This window comes from Haematobacter massiliensis, from assembly GCF_000740795.1.
In the GTDB taxonomy this organism is placed as follows: Bacteria; Pseudomonadota; Alphaproteobacteria; order Rhodobacterales; family Rhodobacteraceae; genus Haematobacter; species Haematobacter massiliensis.
Genome location: NZ_JGYG01000006.1, coordinates 146,912 through 163,773 on the forward strand (window position 1 = coordinate 146,912; position 16,862 = coordinate 163,773).

Sequence of the window (16,862 nt, forward strand, 5' to 3'; positions counted from 1 at the left end):
CGGAAACGCGACGGGCCTACTGACTGACGCTCCTGCGCGCGACCATTATCACATCCCCCGGTTGAACCCGTGTCGCCAGCCCTATCGGGCCGCTGACGGGCGCGTCGCCGCGCATGATACTAAAATCATACTGGCCGATTGTGTCGCTATTGGAAAGAGAGTTGGTACCCGTTGCCTCCATCAGGGCCATCTCCGCGCGCAGGGAATTGCTCAAGCTGCGCAGCTGAGTTTCCGTATCGCGCAACTCCGTCAGCAGCGATTCGCGGAAACCCGCCTCGATATCAACCATGCGCTCCTCCAGCTCGATCACCGCGACCCGCGACTGATTGCGCAGGATGTTGCTTTGCATCTGGTTGCCGCGGGTGTTGTCTTCTTCCCGCATGATGTCATTCACGCGCTCCGAAGTGACCATGCCGCGATCCCGTGCGTCGCGCAGTTTGGCCAGTTCGCCAGAAAGCTCATCGAGCATCGCCGTCTGCTGGGCGATCCGGGCATCATGGGCGGCCATTTCCTCCTGCCGCGCGGTGCTGTTGGATCGCAGAATCTCGATCTGTCGTTGCTTCTGGGCGAGGCGGGTGGAGAGGAGCTGGCGCTCTTTCTCAAGCAGCGGCAGGGCGACCGCATCGGTCAGACCGGCCTCAGAAGCGGTCATGTGGAAATCATGGTCCTCTGCAAGCTCGGCCTTCAGCCGGGCAGCTCGGATGAGGAGAGCGCCCCTCTGAAGCACCGCGTCGGCATGGGCCTGCTCCGCCCGCGTGCCGATGACCATCTCGTTCAGCGGATCGCCGGAGTCGAGCCGACGTCCAAAGCCTCCGGCAAGGGCAACCGCCTGCATGACCGTCAGCTTGTTGCGGTGCGGATAGCCGCCGGGCTGCGAAACGGCTCCGGCGATGTAGAACGGGCGGCGCTGGACAAGCTGGATCGCCACGGATGGGTCTCGCAGCGTCTCCGCTGCTTTCGATGTCACGACGGCCTCGAAATCCCGGAGCGTCAGCCCCTCGGCCGATACAAGCCCTACGCCGGGGAGAGAGATTGCCCCGTCATCCTGCACGACATAGGTGCCGTTCGCCTCTCCCCGCTGCAGGATCGTGATCGCGATTTCATCCCCGGGACCGAACCGATAGACCTCCGGTTCGGCGGCGACGGGCGCCGCCGACAGGGCGAGCAGCAGAAGTATGGCGCCCCGCAAGGTCATGGGAAAACGCACCGGGCGCCAGCCCCCTGCCAATCGACTGCACAATCTCACGGTAAGTCATCCTCGTCATCTCGCCGGTCGCTGGATGCGGCGCCGGACCGGTTGTAATAGTCGCTGAAAATAAGTTCCTACAAAGATTATGATGTATGGATCTGCCGGTCCATCACGAACATTGTCCGGGGCGGCGTGTCGGCAGATATTTCCTGAGATACGCCCCGTTTCTGAGCAGGTTGGATCGCTGCGGCTGCAAAGCCGGGCCGGCGCTTCATCCACAGCGTGTGACCTTGGCGGCTTCCCCATCGGGCGGCGAGTCGGTGATGGCTCTGACGGCCGCGAGCGCTGGCAGAAGAGCCTGCTCCAGGGCCGGCAGTTGGGTCATCGCCTCCTCCACGGCGCCGCGGTCCAACATATCCTCGATGTCGCTGGCGATGTCGCGCACGGCCGCCGCCTCTATCGTCGCGGCGTCGCCCCGAAGCGCATGCACAAGCCGTCGCGCCTCGGTCGGTTGCTGAAGATGCAGCAGCCCCGCTATATCGTTCGGGGCCGACGCATAGGCCATCGCAAAGTGCTGGAGCAGGCGGCGAAGGAGGTCGCGCTTCCCGCTCACCCGTCGGAGCGCGGCGGTGATGTCTATCGGAGGCGCGCCAGTGGCAGCCGCGCTCTGTGGCGCCTCGATCAGCCCCGGTTTCAGCCATCGGTCGAGCGTCTGGACAAGTAAAGCGGGGTCGACGGGCTTCGCGATATGGTCATCCATTCCGGCATCGAAACAGCGCTGCCGCTCATGCTCATGTGCGTGGGCGGTCATTGCAATGATCGGCAGGCCCGAAAAGGCGGGCAAGGCTCGGATTGCGCGCGTCGCGGCGAGCCCGTCCATCTCCGGCATCTGCACGTCCATCAGCACCGCGGCGTAGCTGCTACCCTTCGCTGTCACACGCTCGACCGCGATCCTGCCGTTCGCGGCGGTATCAATGCGAAGGCCGGCATCGGCCAGAAGCGCCATTGCTATCTCCCGGTTGATATCGTTGTCCTCAACCAGCAGCACATGCGCACCCTGCAGCTGCGCCGAGACCATGGGCGCCCTGACGGCCGCCCGCCGCTCGTCCGGGAAAAGACGCGACAGGGTTGTCACCATTGCCTGCGGATCCACGGGTTTGGGGAGGAAGGCGGCGATCTGCTCCGCGACATGTTCCCCGGCGAAGGTATCGGCGCCGTACGCCGTGACGACCACGATGGCGGGCAGGCTTGGCAGCGCCAGCGCCTTGAGCGCTTTGACGGTATCCATCCCGTCCATCCCGGGCATCTTCCAGTCGAGCAGCAGCAGGTCATAGGGTCTGAAGGTCTGGGCGGCGTCAGCCACGGCGGCTACGGCCTCCGACCCGGAGGCAACCAGGTCCGCCTCGATCCCCCAGCCGGTAAAGAACTCCGCCAGCAGCTGCCGGGCTGCGGGATTGTCATCGACCAGGAGCACGCGAAGGTCGCGGAGCCGTTCTGAGGGGATCAGCGGCGCCTCCTGCGCCAGACCGAATGTAACGCTGGCCACGAAGGTACTACCGCGCCCCGGCGCGCTCTGCACCGAGATGCCGCCGCCCATGGACTCCACGATCTGACGGCAGATGGCGAGGCCAAGTCCCGTCCCTCCGAAGCGGCGGGTGGTGGAGCTGTCTGCCTGTGCGAAGGGGGAGAAGAGCCTCGCCTGCTCATCGGTCGTCATGCCGATGCCGGTGTCGATGACGCAAACCTCCACCCTAGCGCGCTCATCGGCTACCGAGGTGAGACGAGCGGAGACGGTGACGGTGCCGCCGCTGGAGAATTTCACTGCGTTGCCGATGAGGTTCAGCAAGACCTGTCCAAAACGATGGGCGTCGCCGACGACGACATGGGGCAGGTCATGCCCCAGCCGGAGTTGCAGGGCGACGCTCTTGATGTCGGCCTCTGCGCCCATCATCTGAACTTGCGCTTCGATCACCTTGCGGATGTCAAAGGGACGCTCTTCCAAGAGGAGCCTGCCCGCCTCGTTCTTGGAGTAATCGAGGATATCGTTGATGACGCGGAGCAGCGTTTCCCCCGCGTCGCTGATCTTGCGGACGTGTTCGTTCTGCCTGCTGGTCAATGTACCGCGCTGCAGCAGATGGCAAAACCCAAGAATAGCGTTCATGGGCGTGCGGATTTCGTGGCTCATGTTGGCGAGGAACAGGCCCTTGGCGTGGTTTGCGGCCTCCGCCTCCCGTCGGCGCTCCGTCAGCTTCTCATTCGCGCGGCCGAGTTCGTCGTGAAGCTGCCGTATTCGGTGGAAACGATAGACGACCATCCGCACGAGCCAGACGAGCACACCGGTCTGGAATGCAACGATTGCGGCATGGAGCAGCACGCGGCCCAGATGCGCATCGCTGGGGAATATCAGCCCCGGCAGGATAAAAAGCAAAAGCAGATGATGCAGCCCGGTCACCACGGCGGCCGTCAGTGTGGCGCGCTCATCGAACCAGGCGATGGTCAGGGCGAGCATCGCGAAGAAGTACATGTGCCAATCCATCTGCCAGGAATGGCCATCCAGCAGCCCAATGATCACCGCAGGCTCCGCCATCAACACCACGGCGGAGAGAAAGCGCGTTGGCGGCGCGATGCCGTGGCGGCGCCATGTCAGGTGATAGGCGCCCGCGAGGAAAACACCCGTTGCGACTGCGGTAATCACCGATCGCCCGCCCAACTGCGCCATCACCGCCAGAAGCGGCACATGCGCCCAGAGAAGCGGGACGAGGAACCGGCCGAAGCGGCGGCGGAGGGCATCAAGTTCCGGGTTCATTGCGCCACCCCCCAAGCGATGCATCCCGCGCGCCTTGGCGCGGGCAGCACAAGCCAGGCGCCCGCCTTCCGCGCTGTTGTGGGAAAGGAGGGCGAAGCGGAGCCTGCAATGAGGAGATTGCCCACGCCACCCAGCTCGATCAGCGCCCCACCCGATTCGCCCACGATGCGGAGAACCTCCCCAGGCCCGGCCCATGGGGGGCCGAAGACCAGGTAATGTCCCGGCACGCCCGGCCAGAAGGACGCGGCCCCCAGTGCAGGAAGACCCAGGGCGACCAGCAGCATCGCTGGCATCATCTCCCGCAGAGAAAAGGGGTGATCCGTCATCCGTCCACTTCATCCCGCCAAACGACTCCGACGCTGTGAGACTAGCGGCGAAGGTTTGCCGGAAGGTTAACCGCGCGCGCGGTTCCGGTTGAAAATACGGTGCGCCGAAGTCACGGCGGAAAGTCATCTCGCCAGGGAACGTGTTGCCTCGCGGCGCGGCGCATGTTTCTCTCACCGGAAAGAGCGGAGCAGCGCGTGGCCGAAGCGACGGTAACGATGGAAGACACCGGCGACGGTGCACGGGCGACGTTGTCCGGCGATTTCCGGGTCGAGGGGGTCGAGGCACTCCGCGACCGTTTTGCCAGCATCGGGGGGCCGGGCCCCGTCACCGTCGATGTCTCCGGCGTTGAGAAGCTGGATACGGCCGGTGCCTGGGCGCTCGTCACCTTGCAGCGGCGACTGAAGGCAGAGAAGGTCGAACTGCGGTTCGAGGGCCTCGACGAGCCACAGCGCGCGCTTCTGGACACGGTAAGTGCGGCGCTGGACAAGACCGCTCCGCCAGAGGAGGCCCCGCACGGCCTCCACGTCTGGGTGGAGAGTGTGGGCCGCTCTGTCGTCGATGGGTGGAACGGCACGCTGGAGATCATCAACCTGCTGGGTGTGGTGCTAGCACGGCTGGGGGGTGACATCCTGCATCCGAGCCGGCTCAGGATCACGGCGGTCGTCTCCCATATGCAGCAGGCCGGGTTGAACGCCGCCCCGATTGCGGCGCTGATGTCGTTCCTGATCGGCGTGGTGCTGGCCTATATGGGCTCGATGCTGCTGCGACAGTTCGGGGCAGAAATCTTCGTCGTCGATCTCATCGCCATCGCGGTGCTCCGGGAGCTGGGCGTCCTGCTTACCGCGATCATCGTGGCGGGACGCTCCGGTTCGGCTTTCACCGCGTCCATCGGCACCATGAAGATGCGGGAGGAGATCGACGCGATGCGGGTGCTGGGGCTCGATCCCATCCAGATGCTCGTGCTCCCCCGCGTGCTGGCGCTGTTCATCATGTTGCCGCTGCTGACGGTGATCGCGGATTTTGCAGGGCTGCTGGGCGGTGGATTGATGGCGTGGATAACGCTCGACATTTCGCCGGGCATGTTCATCGCTCGCCTCTCCGACGCGATCGGGGTCTGGCACTATCTCGTCGGAATTATCAAAGCGCCGTTCTTTGCGGTCATCATCGCTCTCATCGGCTGCAAGAACGGGCTGAAGGTCGGCGGCGATGCGGAAAGCCTTGGCCGACTGACCTCGGCCTCCGTGGTGCTCGCGATCTTTCTGGTGATCCTTGTGGATGCGCTGTTCGCCATCTTCTTCGCCACGGTGGGGGTCTGAATGGCGCAGGATACTGAACGCGAAGTGGTGATCGAGGTGCGCGGCCTCGTCAACAAATTCGGCAGTCAGGTCGTACATGACGGTCTGGATCTCGACGTCTACCGGGGGGAAGTACTGGGCATCGTCGGCGGCTCCGGCACGGGGAAGTCGGTGCTGCTGCGCTCCATCGTCGGTCTGAACCGGCCGGCGGCGGGGACGATCAAGGTGTTCGGAACCGACGTGCTGAACGCCACAGATGCGGAGCGGGAGGCGATCAGCCGCCGATGGGGGGTGCTCTTTCAGCAGGGCGCGCTCTTTTCCTCCATGACGGTGCAGGAGAACGTGGAGACGCCGATGCGGGAGATGGCGCATATCGACCCTGATCTCCGCCCGGAGCTTGCGCGCCTGAAGGTGGCGATGTCGGGGCTGCCGGCAAACGCCTGCGCAAAATACCCCTCCGAACTGTCCGGGGGGATGCAGAAGCGCGCCGGCCTGGCCCGCGCCCTCGCCCTTGATCCCGATATCGTCTTTCTTGACGAGCCGACCGCGGGGCTGGACCCGATCGGGGCGACCCAGTTCGATGAACTCATCAAGCAGCTGAAGGAATCGCTGGGCCTGACGGTGTTCATGGTCACGCATGACCTAGATAGCCTGCACGCCATCTGTGACCGCGTGGCGGTGCTGGCGGAAAAGAAGGTGTTGGTCACCGGTACCATGGCCGACATGTTGAAGGTCGATCACCCCTGGGTGAAAGAGTATTTTCACGGACCCCGCGCCAGAGCCGCGCTGTCGACGTCGGAGTAAGGAGAGGGCATGGAGATCCGCGCCAATTACCTGTTGATCGGAACCGTGACCATTGCCCTCATCCTGGCGGGGCTGGGGTTCTTCCTGTGGCTCGCGAAGTTTCAGGTCGATCGTCAGTATGCCTATTACGATATCGTGTTCGACAGCGTATCGGGCCTTAGCCGCTCCTCCGATGTGCGGCTGAGCGGGGTGTCTGTGGGGCAGGTGGCCTCTCTCGCACTCGACCCGGACGGGCGAGTGCGCGTACAGGTCGAAGTTGCCGCCGATACGCCCGTGCGGGAGGATGCGACGGCACAGCTTCGCGCCCAGGGCGTCACCGGCACCTCCTTCGTCTCGCTCGCCCCGGGAGATCCCTCCAAGCCGCTTCTTCGGGAGACGCAGTCCGGCACGCCGGAAATCCAGGCACAGCGCTCCATCGTTGAATCCTTGGCGGAAGACGCGCCGGACCTCGTGGCGGAGGCGCTAAGCCTCATCAAGCAGGTGCAGGGCATCGTCAGCCCGGAAAACCAGCAGCACGTGACCCAGATCCTTGCCAATGTGGAAACGGCGTCGGGCGCGTTTCAGCAGGCGATCGGCGATTTCTCGAACATTTCCAACGCGGTATCTTCTGCCACAGGAGAGATTTCCACCTTTACCGACCGGCTCGGCCCTCTGGCGGACTCGCTTCAGGCAGCGCTGGGGGAGGCGGAGACGACGATGACTTCCATGAGCGGCGCCTTCGATCAGGCGCGTACCACCCTTGCGACCGCCGATGGAACCCTCAAGACCGTGAACGACGCAGCGACAGCGGCGGACGGGGTGATCCGCAACGATATCGCAGGTGCCGCCGCACGCATGCGAGAGACGATGGATACCGTCAAGACGCTGGCCGACGAGGCCGGCCGTCAGATCCCCGCCGTGGTCGCCGCCTATGGTGACACGGCCAATCAGGCGACGGAACGGCTGGTCGAGCTGCGGACGACGCTTGCCGCCTTGGACGGAGCGGTGGCGGAAGCCACACAGGCGCTCAGCAGCGTGAACGATGCAGCGGGAAGCGTGAACACGCTCGTCTCCGGCGATGGCGCGGCCCTGGTCGCAGATGCGCGCCGGACCCTTGCCGGGGCGGAGGAAAGCGTTAACGCCGTGCAGCAGGCCACCACTCAGGACTTGCCGCAGGTCATGCAGGACTTGCGCCAGGCCATCGCCACCGTGAACACGACGGTCACGGGGATGAGCGGGCAGCTCGGCCGTTTCGGTGAGAGCCTCGGGCCGGTGACTGAGGATGCGTCTCGCACGCTCAACACGGCGACCGAGGCTTTCTCTCGGGTGAGCCGGACGCTCGATACGTTGGACCCAGCCATCACCTCCGCGGAGCGCACGCTCGCCGCCGCCGAGGGCACCTTCACGGGCGCCAGCCGCGTGATAGACGAGGACGTCGGCCCCGCGGCGAGTGACATCCGCGCCTCCGCCGCCCGCATTAGCACATCCATCGAAGGAATATCCAACGATATTCCCGGGATAACGACTGATATGAAAGCAGTGCTTGAGGAAGTGCGCACCACCGTTCGCAACATAGACAGCGTGGTCCGGCAGAGCGGTGCGCCGCTGGGACAGTTCACCTCTCAGGGTCTGCCGCAGATCTCCCGCTTCTTCGTCGAGGCACAGGGGCTTGTTGCCAAGCTCGACCGTATCGCCGCGCAGCTTCAACGGGATCCGGCACGGTTCCTCCTCACCCCTTCGGCACCGGAATTCAGGAGATAGACCGATGCGCCTTCCGCTGATCCCCCTTGTCGCGGCGCTGGCACTTGCCGGTTGCGGCCCTCTGTCGTCCTTCGGCAACGCTACGCGGGCACTCGACACCTATACGCTCCAGACCCTCCCGGCGCAGGGCGGTGTGCAGACCTCCTCGCGGTCGCTGTTCGTGGCGGAAGCCTCCGCCCCCGCGGCGATCAGCGCGGATCGCATCATCATGAAACCCGGCCCGGTTCAGATCACGCTGCTGCCAAACGCCCGCTGGGCCGATACCGCGACCGGACTTGTGCGCGACCTGCTCACCCGTTCGCTCTCCGACAGCGGCAGGCTCGCCTATGTGACATCTGCCTCCACCGGTCCGCTCCCCGCCTATACCCTGATGACCGGCATCGCGGATTTTCAGGCCCAGCTCACTCCGGAAAGCGCCACGCCCGCCGAAGCGGTGGTCACGCTCAACCTCAGTGTCGTGCGCAATTCCGACGGACGGCTGATGGCGAGCCGCCGCTTCACCAGTCGGGTTGCGGCGGAGGACACCAAGGCCCTTCCGGTGGTCGCCGCCTTTGACCGGGCAATGAGCGGCGTTCTGGCGGAAGCCGTGCCATGGGTGGCGCGCGCCGTCGGCGGACAATAGCCACTCTGCACTGACGCTCGGAAATTCCGCGACGGAAGACGATCTGTGCGCCGTTGCACTCTTTGCCGGTTCATGCGACCGCTTGCCCCGACTTGTGCGCGCAAGCGGACAAACCCGGCATGGTTGCATCATAACGAACGAGCACTGACGTGAAACGACTGTCTCTGAGCTTCCTCCTCCTCGCTTCCGCCTGCGCTGTCGGGCCGGATTACAAGTCGCCGGAAATCGGACTTCAGGCGGGCTTTGCAGAGGATGCGGGTGCTGCCAGCGTGGGGGATGTCGCGCTTGACAGGTGGTGGACCTCGTTTGGGGACCAGCGGCTCGATGCGCTGGTAACGCGGGGATTGGCGCAGAACCTGGACATCCAGACGGCTGTTGAGCGGATCAATGCAGCAGGCGCCGCCGTCCGGGCCTCCGGCGGGGCGGCTCTGGTCTCCGGCAGTGTCTCGGGCGATTACAGCCGCTCAAGCTCCCCGAGCGGAAACATCAGCACAGACGGCTCGGGGTCGGCGGCGGCAAATCTCGTCGTGGATATTTTCGGTGGCCAACGGCGCGGGCTGGAGCGTGCGCGAGCGGAGTTCGACGCGGCGGAGTTCGATGTGGGAACGGCACGGCTCGCCTTCCTGTCCAGCCTTGTCGGCAACTATATCGACGCGCGGTATTATCAGGAGGCGCTGGCCATTACGCGCAACCTCGTCGCCGCGCGGCAGGAAACGGCGAGCCTTGTGCAGCGGCAGTTCGACCTTGGCAGCGGGACGCAGCTTCAGGTGTTGCAGGCACAGGCGCTGCTGGAATCCACCCGTGCGAACCTCCCCTTGCTGGAGAAGGGGTTTTACACTGCCGTATATGCGCTGGCGACGCTGCTCGCCGAACCCGCTCAGCCGCTGATGACGGAGATGGAACGGGGCGCGGCCCAACCCCGCCCGCGTGGCAGGGATGCGACCGGCGTGCCCGCCGACATCCTGCGTAACCGTCCCGATGTGCGCTCCGCCGAGCGTGGGCTCGCCGCCGCCGTCGCCGCTGTCGGGGTCAGCACGGCGGATCTCTATCCCTCCGTCAACCTCTCGGGCAATGTCACGGCAGGCAGCTCCCATAGCTGGAGCTTCGGCCCCTCGATCAGCCTGCCGGTGTTGAACCAGCCGCTGCTCCGCGCCAACCGCGATGCCGCTATCTCCGCTGCAAAGCAGGCGGAGCTGGGTTGGCGGAGCACGGTTCCTGCGGCGGTGGAGGATGTGCAGGCCGCGCAGGCCGCCGTTTCCCGCGACCGCCGTCAGCTTGCCGCCATTGCCCGCACCGCCGAAGCTTATGCCCGCGCCCGCGACCTCTCGCGGGAGACCTATGAGGTGGGAACGACCAGTTTCCTCGATTTTCTGGATGCAGAACGGTCGATGGGGGATGCGCAGCTTTCGGTGGCGTCATCCGTACGGACGCTGGCGAACGACTGGACGAGCCTTCAGATTGCCACCGGGCGCGGCTGGGCCACGGCGCGCTGATCCTGCGGGTGTGAAACCGCGCCGCCTGAGCGGGTGGTGCGGCTTTCCGGCATCAGGCCCCTGGTTGGCAGGGATGCAACCTTCGACTTCCTGCGGCCCGAAACCCGTTAAACCCGGCTTCGGGCTTCTGCCAGGCTAGCCTGCGGTAGAAAGCCGATACTGCGCCCGGCCAAAACCCTCCAGTCACGATCCTATTTCGAGCCGCTCACGGCCTGTCTGCCAAAGCTTCGGCGCCGCGCAGGGTCCGGTGTCACGGACGACGCGCCCGCGTCAGCCACCGGCAAAGCAGGCAGCACGCGACTTTGAGCGGCCCTCCGCACTGCCGCGCCATCGGCCAGTCGCGTCAGGGGGCGATCTTATCCGACCGGTTGCCGCTCCTCCTCCGCCAGTCGTTCCGCCCTTTGACGGAGGTCCGCGCGGATGATCTTGCCAGTGGTGGTCATCGGCATGTCGTCGATGAAATGCACGCGCCGAGGATATTCATAGGCCGCGAGCCTCTGGCCGACATGCCGCGCGATCTCCTCCTTCAACGCGGGAGACGGGATGTGACCCGCCGCCAGCGTGACGAAGGCCGCGACGATATGGCCCCGAACGGCATCCGGCTGGCCGACCACCCCCGCCAGATGCACGGCCGGATGGGTGAGCAGGCAGTCCTCTATCTCAGCGGGACCGATCCGGTACCCTGCGGAGGAGATGACATCATCATCCCGCCCGACAAAGACGAACCGTCCGTCCGGCAACTGCCTGCCCCTGTCGCCGGTGAGCAGCCATCGCCCGGCGTTCTCGGGGCCGTTCACGAACTTCCGCGCCGTCGCTTCCGGGTTGCCCCAATAACCGAGGAACATCACCGGATCCGGAGCGCGGACGGCGATGTCGCCTTCCTCCCCCACAGGCAGGCCGATCCCGGTCTTGCCGTCGATCACCGCGACGATGTGACCGGGCGCCCTGCGGCCCATGGCGCCGGGCAGCGGCTCCTCCATTTCGATGCAGCAGGAGACGGTCATATTGCATTCCGTCTGACCGTAGAATTCGTTGATGGTCGTCCCGAAGGCCTGCCGGCCCCAATCCAGAAGTTCCGCGCCGAGCGGTTCGCCCCCGCTTGCCACGGAGCGCGGCGAGAGCCCCTCGGGGAGCCTCTCCAACCGCATCAGCTTCAGTGCCGTGGGGGGCAGGAAGGTGTTGCGGATGCCGTGGTTTCGCATCAGGTCGAAGGCCGCCTGCGCCGTGAACTTGCGGAAGCGGCAGGCAACGACCGTCACCCCATGGTAAAGCCCCGGCATCAGCACATCCAGCAGCCCGCCGATCCACGCCCAGTCGGCAGGCGTCCAGATCCGATCGCCCGGCTGCGGAAACAGGTTGTGGCTGACCTCGACCCCCGGCAGATGGCCGAGCAGAACGCGGTGGGCATGTAGCGCCCCTTTCGGACTGCCGGTGGTGCCGGAGGTATAGATGATGACCGCGGGATCGTCCGCGCCCGTATCGGCCGCCGGATAGCTGTCCGGCTCCGCCGCACAGGCGGCATCGAAATCCACCACCTCCACCCCGGGCAGGGACGCGTCCGCCGGCATGTCCTTGCACAGCACGAGCCGCAGGTCCGGCAGATCTCCCACGATGCCCGCCAGCAGGCCCAGCCCTGAGGGATTGGTCACCACGGCCCGCGCACCTGAGTCGCGGAGCCGGTGCAGAAGCGCCTCCGGCCCGAACAGGGTGAAGAGCGGAAGGGACACGCCGCCCATCCGCATCACCGCGATATGCGCCACTGCGGTTTCCAGCGACTGTGGCAGCAGTACGCCCACCCTGTCGCCTGCCTCTCCCGGTCGATGACGGGCGATGCCGCGGCGGGCGAGCGCGTGGGACAGCCGGGCGCTCCGGGCAAGAAGGCTGGCGTAGTCATGCGCTACTGCCGTGCCGTCCTCCCCGACCTCCAGAATGGCAGTGCGGCCGGGATCCCGCCCGGCCCAATGGTCGCAGACCGCCGTGCCGATGTTGAACCGCGCCGGAACGTTCCAGGTGAAATCGCGGGCCTCTGCCGCTGTCATCGCCTTGCCCTGCAAGCCGATCCTCCCTCTCTCCCCGACGCCCCTCCACGCCGTACGCCCGGACGGGCATCAGGGGATGCTAGGGTGTGGGCAGGAGACGGTCAAGGCGGGGCGCTCGAACCGGGCTGGCGAACCGGGCTGGCGGCCCATGCCTGCCTCTGGCAGAGCCGCACCGCGCAGATCGTGGCCAGGTCAGAAACGGGCGGGCAGGGGTGTCAGCCCCTCGGCCTCAAGAGCAGCGTGCGCGCAGATCTCGTCATTGTCCCCGGTATCGCCCGACAGGCCGATGGCGCCCAGAACCTCTTCTCCCTCCCGCAGGATCAGCCCGCCCGGAGACGGCAGAACCCGCCCGCCCGATGTCGCGGCGAGCGCCGCGACGAACTGCGGGATCTGGTGCGAGAGGGCCACGATGTCCCGGGTGTTGAGGCCGAGGCCAAGCGCACCCCAGGCCTTGCCCTCCGCGATGGCGATGCGCAGATGACCCGCCCCGTCGCCTCGCTTGGCGACGATCGTGTTGCCGCCCGCATCCAGCACCGCGACGGCGAGCGGCGCAAACCCGCGTCGGCCGCCTTCGGCAAGGGCATGGCTGGCCAGCCGATCCGCCCGCTCCAGTGTCAGCCCCTTCATGCCTGACGCTCCGGCACGCGCACGGTGAGGCCGTCCATAGCCTCCGTCAGGCGGATCTGGCAGGAGAGGCGAGAGGTCTCGTCGGCCTCCAGCGCGAAATCCAGCATCTCGGCCTCAGTCGCCGAAGGTGTGCCGGTGAGGGCCAGCCATTCAGGTTTGACGTGAACATGGCAGGTCGCGCAGACACAGGCGCCGCCGCATTCCGCGACGATTCCCGCGATCCCTGCGTCCCGTGCGGCCTCCATCAATGTCGTGCCGGGCCGGGCAGTGATAGCGCGGGGGCCGTCCGGCGTCACGAATGTCAACCGCAACGCAAGCGCGGTGGGGGGTGTCATCAGCATCGGTGGCCTCCTCTGGGCAGTTTCGGGCGGATAGTTTCGGCACGGCAATTTTGGTGGGGCAGGTCTCGGGGAGGCAGTTCCCCGAGCGGGCGAAGATGCAGGGTGGTGGTGTCCCGTTCGGGGCGTCGCAAAGAGTGCAGGGCGGGGTTCATTTGCCGATTTCGGCCGCCTGGCTCCGATCGCCTGACTTCTTCTAACTCACTTCTCCCGCCGACTTCGCCCACCTGATCGAATGGCTCTCTCGTCATGCGGGCAGCGGCTCGCTCAAAAGGTCCAGTTCCGCATGATCGGGGAGCGTGGTGTCCGCCACGCACCCTTGCCGCAGCACGGCGCGATCAGATTGGGGGCGGGCAAGCAACTCGCTCATCCCCCGCCCGCGGAACAGAATAAGGTCGGCGCTCATCCCCGGTGCGATACGGCCCTGTGAAGAACCCATGATCCGCGCCGCGTTCCGCGTGACCGAACCCACCCAGTCGTCATAGGAGAGGTCGAGGTGGGCGATCCGGGTAAACTCACGGAACACCTCCATCACGTCGTGATCGCCATAGGCAAAGAACGGATCGCGGCAGTTGTCGGAAGCCGCGGCTACGGCGACACCCGCCGCCGCGAGTTCATGCACCCGCGTCAGGCCGCGCCATTGCGGCGTCCGCGCAGGTCTGCGGCCCTGCAGATAAAGGTTGACCATCGGCAGCGTCACGATGGAAATGCCCGCCTCCGCCACTTTGGCGATGACGCGCGCCGCATCCTCGTCGCTTTGCATCGACAGCGAGCAGCAGTGGCCCGCCGTGACCCGGCCGCGAAAGCGGTTGCGCATCACCGCTTCCGCCAGGCGTTCGAGTTGACCGGAAGCAGGGTCTTCCGTCTCGTCGATATGCAGGTCGATATCCAGCCCTTCCGCATCCGCGAGGGCCATCAGACGGTCGAGGCCCGTATTGAGACCCTCGGGCGTCGGTGCATCCATCTTCAGGATACCGCCGAGAGCACCGCCCGTCTCTGCTGCGAGCCGCAGAAGACCCCGCTCGCGCGCTTCGGCATAGTGGTCAAGCCGCGCCATGACCACCGGCTGCAACACCATTCGCCCACGCCATTCGGCGGCCATGTCGCGAAACACGGCAAAGGAGATGGCGGCTTGTTCCGGCTCGTAACTGTCCAGATGAGTACGTATGGCCCCGGTGCCGTGGGCATGGGCGCAACGTAGACCGAAGTCGAACCGCCGCGCCACATCCTCCCGCTGCCAGTGGGCCTTGCGGTCGGCCGCGACGGTACGGGCGGCTGTGGCATGGGTGCCGTCAGGGTTCGGGGCGCGGTTCCAGATATGCCCCTTGTCGAGATGGGTATGGACATCGACGAACAGCGGCCAGACCTGACCGCCGCGCATGTCGATAACCGGCACATCGTTGCGGGGTGGCGCCATGCCATGCTCCGCGTCCTCCGCCCGCGCAGGCGGCATCTTTGGGACGGGGCGAATGGCGGCGATACGACCGCCCGCGATCTCGATCTCCGCCGGAGCCAATCCTTCCGCATCGGGGATGAGCGCCACGCCCTCCACCAGCGCGACGGGCAGGCGGAGGTTACGGATCAGGCGGGGCTTCAGCCCCGGTCGAAGAAAGGAGGTCATCTCACACTCACCTGTTTTCTTGATGTCGCGCCCCTCAGGGGCAGGAAGGTTCGTGGCAGGCGCGACTGAAGGGAGGCCCCACAGCCGGCACCCTCGCGGGGAGCTCGACAACTGCGATCTGCCCGGCAAAGGGGCGGCGAGCCGCTCCAACCGGCGGTTCTGGAAGGTGGTCAAGGGCTTGGAGTCCCCTTGCCACAAGCAGCTCATACAGGAGGAGTTCACGGTGAGCCCCCCGCGCCGGCAGCGGAACGTCAGAGCATACTCTCCATTGGCGCACCGCCTTCACCAGCCTGCCGTAACGGGAAGACCCTCCGGACGGGGCGGAGGTATTCTCGCTGCAATCGGCGTGGTCGGGGCTTTGGCGGCCGTGGAGCCCGATATGTCTCGGCCAGAGCTGGTCCAGCGATGAGCTGCCTCCCCGCCTGCGAAGCCCTTGTCTCGCAGCAGCAGCCTCCCGCGCGGCGATCAACCCGCAATCCTCCACTCTGGCCGCCATGCCCTCACGCCCGCCGGTAGCTCCAGCCGGTGGTGGGGAGCGCCACGCCCTTGCCTTTCACCTCTGAGTGGGCGGCGGTGATCTTGCCGGGATTCATGAGGTTGTAAGGGTCCATCGCGGCCTTGAAAGCCAGTTCCGCCTCATCCACCGGCTTCATGCCGTTTTCCTTCACATGCATGGTGTGGGTGTTGGCGGCCTCCACCCCCTCCTCCTGCATCATCTCGATGACGCGGGCCATCTGCTCCGGCCCCTCATAGTGGAAGAGCGGCGAGCCCTGCGCGGCCAGATGCCCGTCCATCCGCTTCATGTCGAAGCGCATGGGGCCGAGGTCGTAGAACTTCTCATGGCAGGCGGCGATGGACTCCATCAGCCGGTCATGGGGAAAGACGCCGATATTGGCGACGTAAGTGGGATCCACCTTGATCGCGTTCATCCGCGCATGACCGAAGGAATATTCGTAAAGCGGCTTGCCGAACACGCCCTGACCCTCCGGGCCGGAATAGACGATGGTGCCGCCGAAATCGGCCGCAAGGCTCTCGAACGCCTCCAGGAAGGGCGTGGCGATCATCACATGCACCGTATGGCGCCCGTCGCGCAGGATGCCGCCCAGCCCGGTCTGGGTGAAGAGCTTCGCGTAACGCCATTCGTTCATCGCCACCATCTTCGGCACGATGCCGTCGGAGCGGTTCAGCGTGATGCCGAAGTCGCAGGCACGCAGGAAATCGGCGAAATCGACGATGGCCTCCGTCCAGCCATAGGCGGGGGCGAGCGGGAACTCGATCTCCGTGATGATGCCGTTGGAGCCATAGGCGTGGTGGACGCGGTTGACCTCCGCCCCCTTCAACTCCACCACCCGCGGTTCCTCCTCGACGGAGACGACCTCGACGCGCTGGATATTGCCCAGATCGCGCAGGATGCCCCAGGTGCAAGAGCCGAGCCCCACATGCCCGCCGCCGACGAAACCGCCGATGGTGGAATAGCGGGTGGAGGGGTGCATCCGCAGCTCCTGCCCCTTGGGTTGCGTGGCGCGGTCGATGTCGTGGCAGATCATGCCCGGCTCCACCCGGACCGTATGGCCCTCATGCCGCACCAGACGGTTCACCCCGGTCATGTCCAGCACCGCGCCGCCTGCCAGCGGGATGCCCTGGCCCCAGTTGCAGGTGCCCGCACCCCGCGGCATCAGCGGCACCCGGTGGCGCGCGGCGGCGCGGGCGATGCGGATCACGTCGTCCTTGGAGCGGGGCGAGATCACCATGTCAGCGAAGCGGTCCTTCAGCTCCTCCTTCATGATGGGGGAGAAGGCCTGCGTCATGTCGCGGCTCTTGCGCTTCACCGTCAGGCTGTCGGTGGTCTGCGGGATGTCGGAAAGGTCGGACTGGAAGGCGTCGAGGTTCATGACATGTCCTTTGGCATTGCGGGGCCGGTCGCCCCGGGGCGTTCAGTTGTCTGGAAAAAGGGCGATGCG

Annotated in this window: 13 protein-coding genes; 5 read left to right on the top strand and 8 right to left on the bottom strand. The window is 65.9% G+C overall.

All coding sequences use genetic code 11. The features are described 5' to 3' along the window. Positions 1–16 precede the first annotated feature (16 nt). The 3 genes from CN97_RS10375 to CN97_RS20935 form a co-directional block, all read right to left on the bottom strand. The gene (locus CN97_RS10375) at positions 17–1,195 is read right to left on the bottom strand and encodes a polysaccharide biosynthesis/export family protein (RefSeq protein WP_035710814.1); all 1,179 of its coding nucleotides are present in this window, start codon (positions 1,193–1,195) and stop codon (positions 17–19) included. A gap of 265 nt (positions 1,196–1,460) precedes the next feature. Next, complete coding sequence (locus CN97_RS10380) at positions 1,461–3,995, bottom strand: response regulator (protein ID WP_051911136.1); 2,535 nt, start codon at positions 3,993–3,995, stop codon at positions 1,461–1,463. Beyond that, positions 3,992–4,321, bottom strand: a complete 330-nt coding sequence (locus tag CN97_RS20935) for a hypothetical protein (protein ID WP_051911137.1) — start codon at positions 4,319–4,321, stop codon at positions 3,992–3,994. Before CN97_RS20935 ends, CN97_RS10380 begins: the two co-directional genes overlap by 4 nt. A gap of 216 nt (positions 4,322–4,537) precedes the next feature. On the opposite strand from CN97_RS20935, the gene CN97_RS10390 reads away from it, so the two are divergent. The 5 genes from CN97_RS10390 (at position 4,538) to CN97_RS10410 (ending at position 10,276) form a co-directional block, all read left to right on the top strand. Continuing rightward, entirely contained in the window at positions 4,538–5,638 is a 1,101-nt protein-coding gene (locus CN97_RS10390) for an ABC transporter permease (RefSeq protein WP_035711163.1), read from the top strand. Further along, entirely contained in the window at positions 5,639–6,421 is a 783-nt protein-coding gene (locus CN97_RS10395) for an ABC transporter ATP-binding protein (RefSeq protein ID WP_035710816.1), read from the top strand. A gap of 9 nt (positions 6,422–6,430) precedes the next feature. Then, positions 6,431–8,161: an MlaD family protein gene (locus tag CN97_RS10400; RefSeq protein ID WP_035710820.1), complete on the top strand. Its 1,731-nt coding sequence runs from the start codon at positions 6,431–6,433 to the stop codon at positions 8,159–8,161. 4 nt (positions 8,162–8,165) lie between these two features. Next, positions 8,166–8,783, top strand: coding sequence for an ABC-type transport auxiliary lipoprotein family protein (locus CN97_RS10405; RefSeq protein ID WP_035710823.1), 618 nt, complete (start codon positions 8,166–8,168; stop codon positions 8,781–8,783). Between the two features lie 149 nt (positions 8,784–8,932). Beyond that, entirely contained in the window at positions 8,933–10,276 is a 1,344-nt protein-coding gene (locus CN97_RS10410; RefSeq protein WP_035710825.1) for an efflux transporter outer membrane subunit, read from the top strand. Between the two features lie 356 nt (positions 10,277–10,632). Here the strand turns inward: CN97_RS10410 and CN97_RS10415 are convergent, their stop codons facing one another. The 5 genes from CN97_RS10415 to CN97_RS10440 all read right to left on the bottom strand — a co-directional run bounded on the left by CN97_RS10415 (position 10,633) and on the right by CN97_RS10440 (position 16,793). Next, the gene (locus tag CN97_RS10415; protein WP_035711166.1) at positions 10,633–12,315 is read right to left on the bottom strand and encodes an AMP-binding protein; all 1,683 of its coding nucleotides are present in this window, start codon (positions 12,313–12,315) and stop codon (positions 10,633–10,635) included. A gap of 192 nt (positions 12,316–12,507) precedes the next feature. Then, positions 12,508–12,942, bottom strand: a complete 435-nt coding sequence (locus tag CN97_RS10420) for a GlcG/HbpS family heme-binding protein (RefSeq protein ID WP_035710827.1) — start codon at positions 12,940–12,942, stop codon at positions 12,508–12,510. Next, entirely contained in the window at positions 12,939–13,283 is a 345-nt protein-coding gene (locus CN97_RS10425; protein ID WP_242685259.1) for a 2Fe-2S iron-sulfur cluster-binding protein, read from the bottom strand. Before CN97_RS10425 ends, CN97_RS10420 begins: the two co-directional genes overlap by 4 nt. Positions 13,284–13,527: 244 nt before the next feature. Further along, complete coding sequence (locus CN97_RS10435; RefSeq protein ID WP_035710831.1) at positions 13,528–14,901, bottom strand: cytosine deaminase; 1,374 nt, start codon at positions 14,899–14,901, stop codon at positions 13,528–13,530. Between the two features lie 500 nt (positions 14,902–15,401). Continuing rightward, complete coding sequence (locus tag CN97_RS10440) at positions 15,402–16,793, bottom strand: FAD-binding oxidoreductase (RefSeq protein ID WP_051911138.1); 1,392 nt, start codon at positions 16,791–16,793, stop codon at positions 15,402–15,404. Positions 16,794–16,862 lie beyond the last annotated feature (69 nt).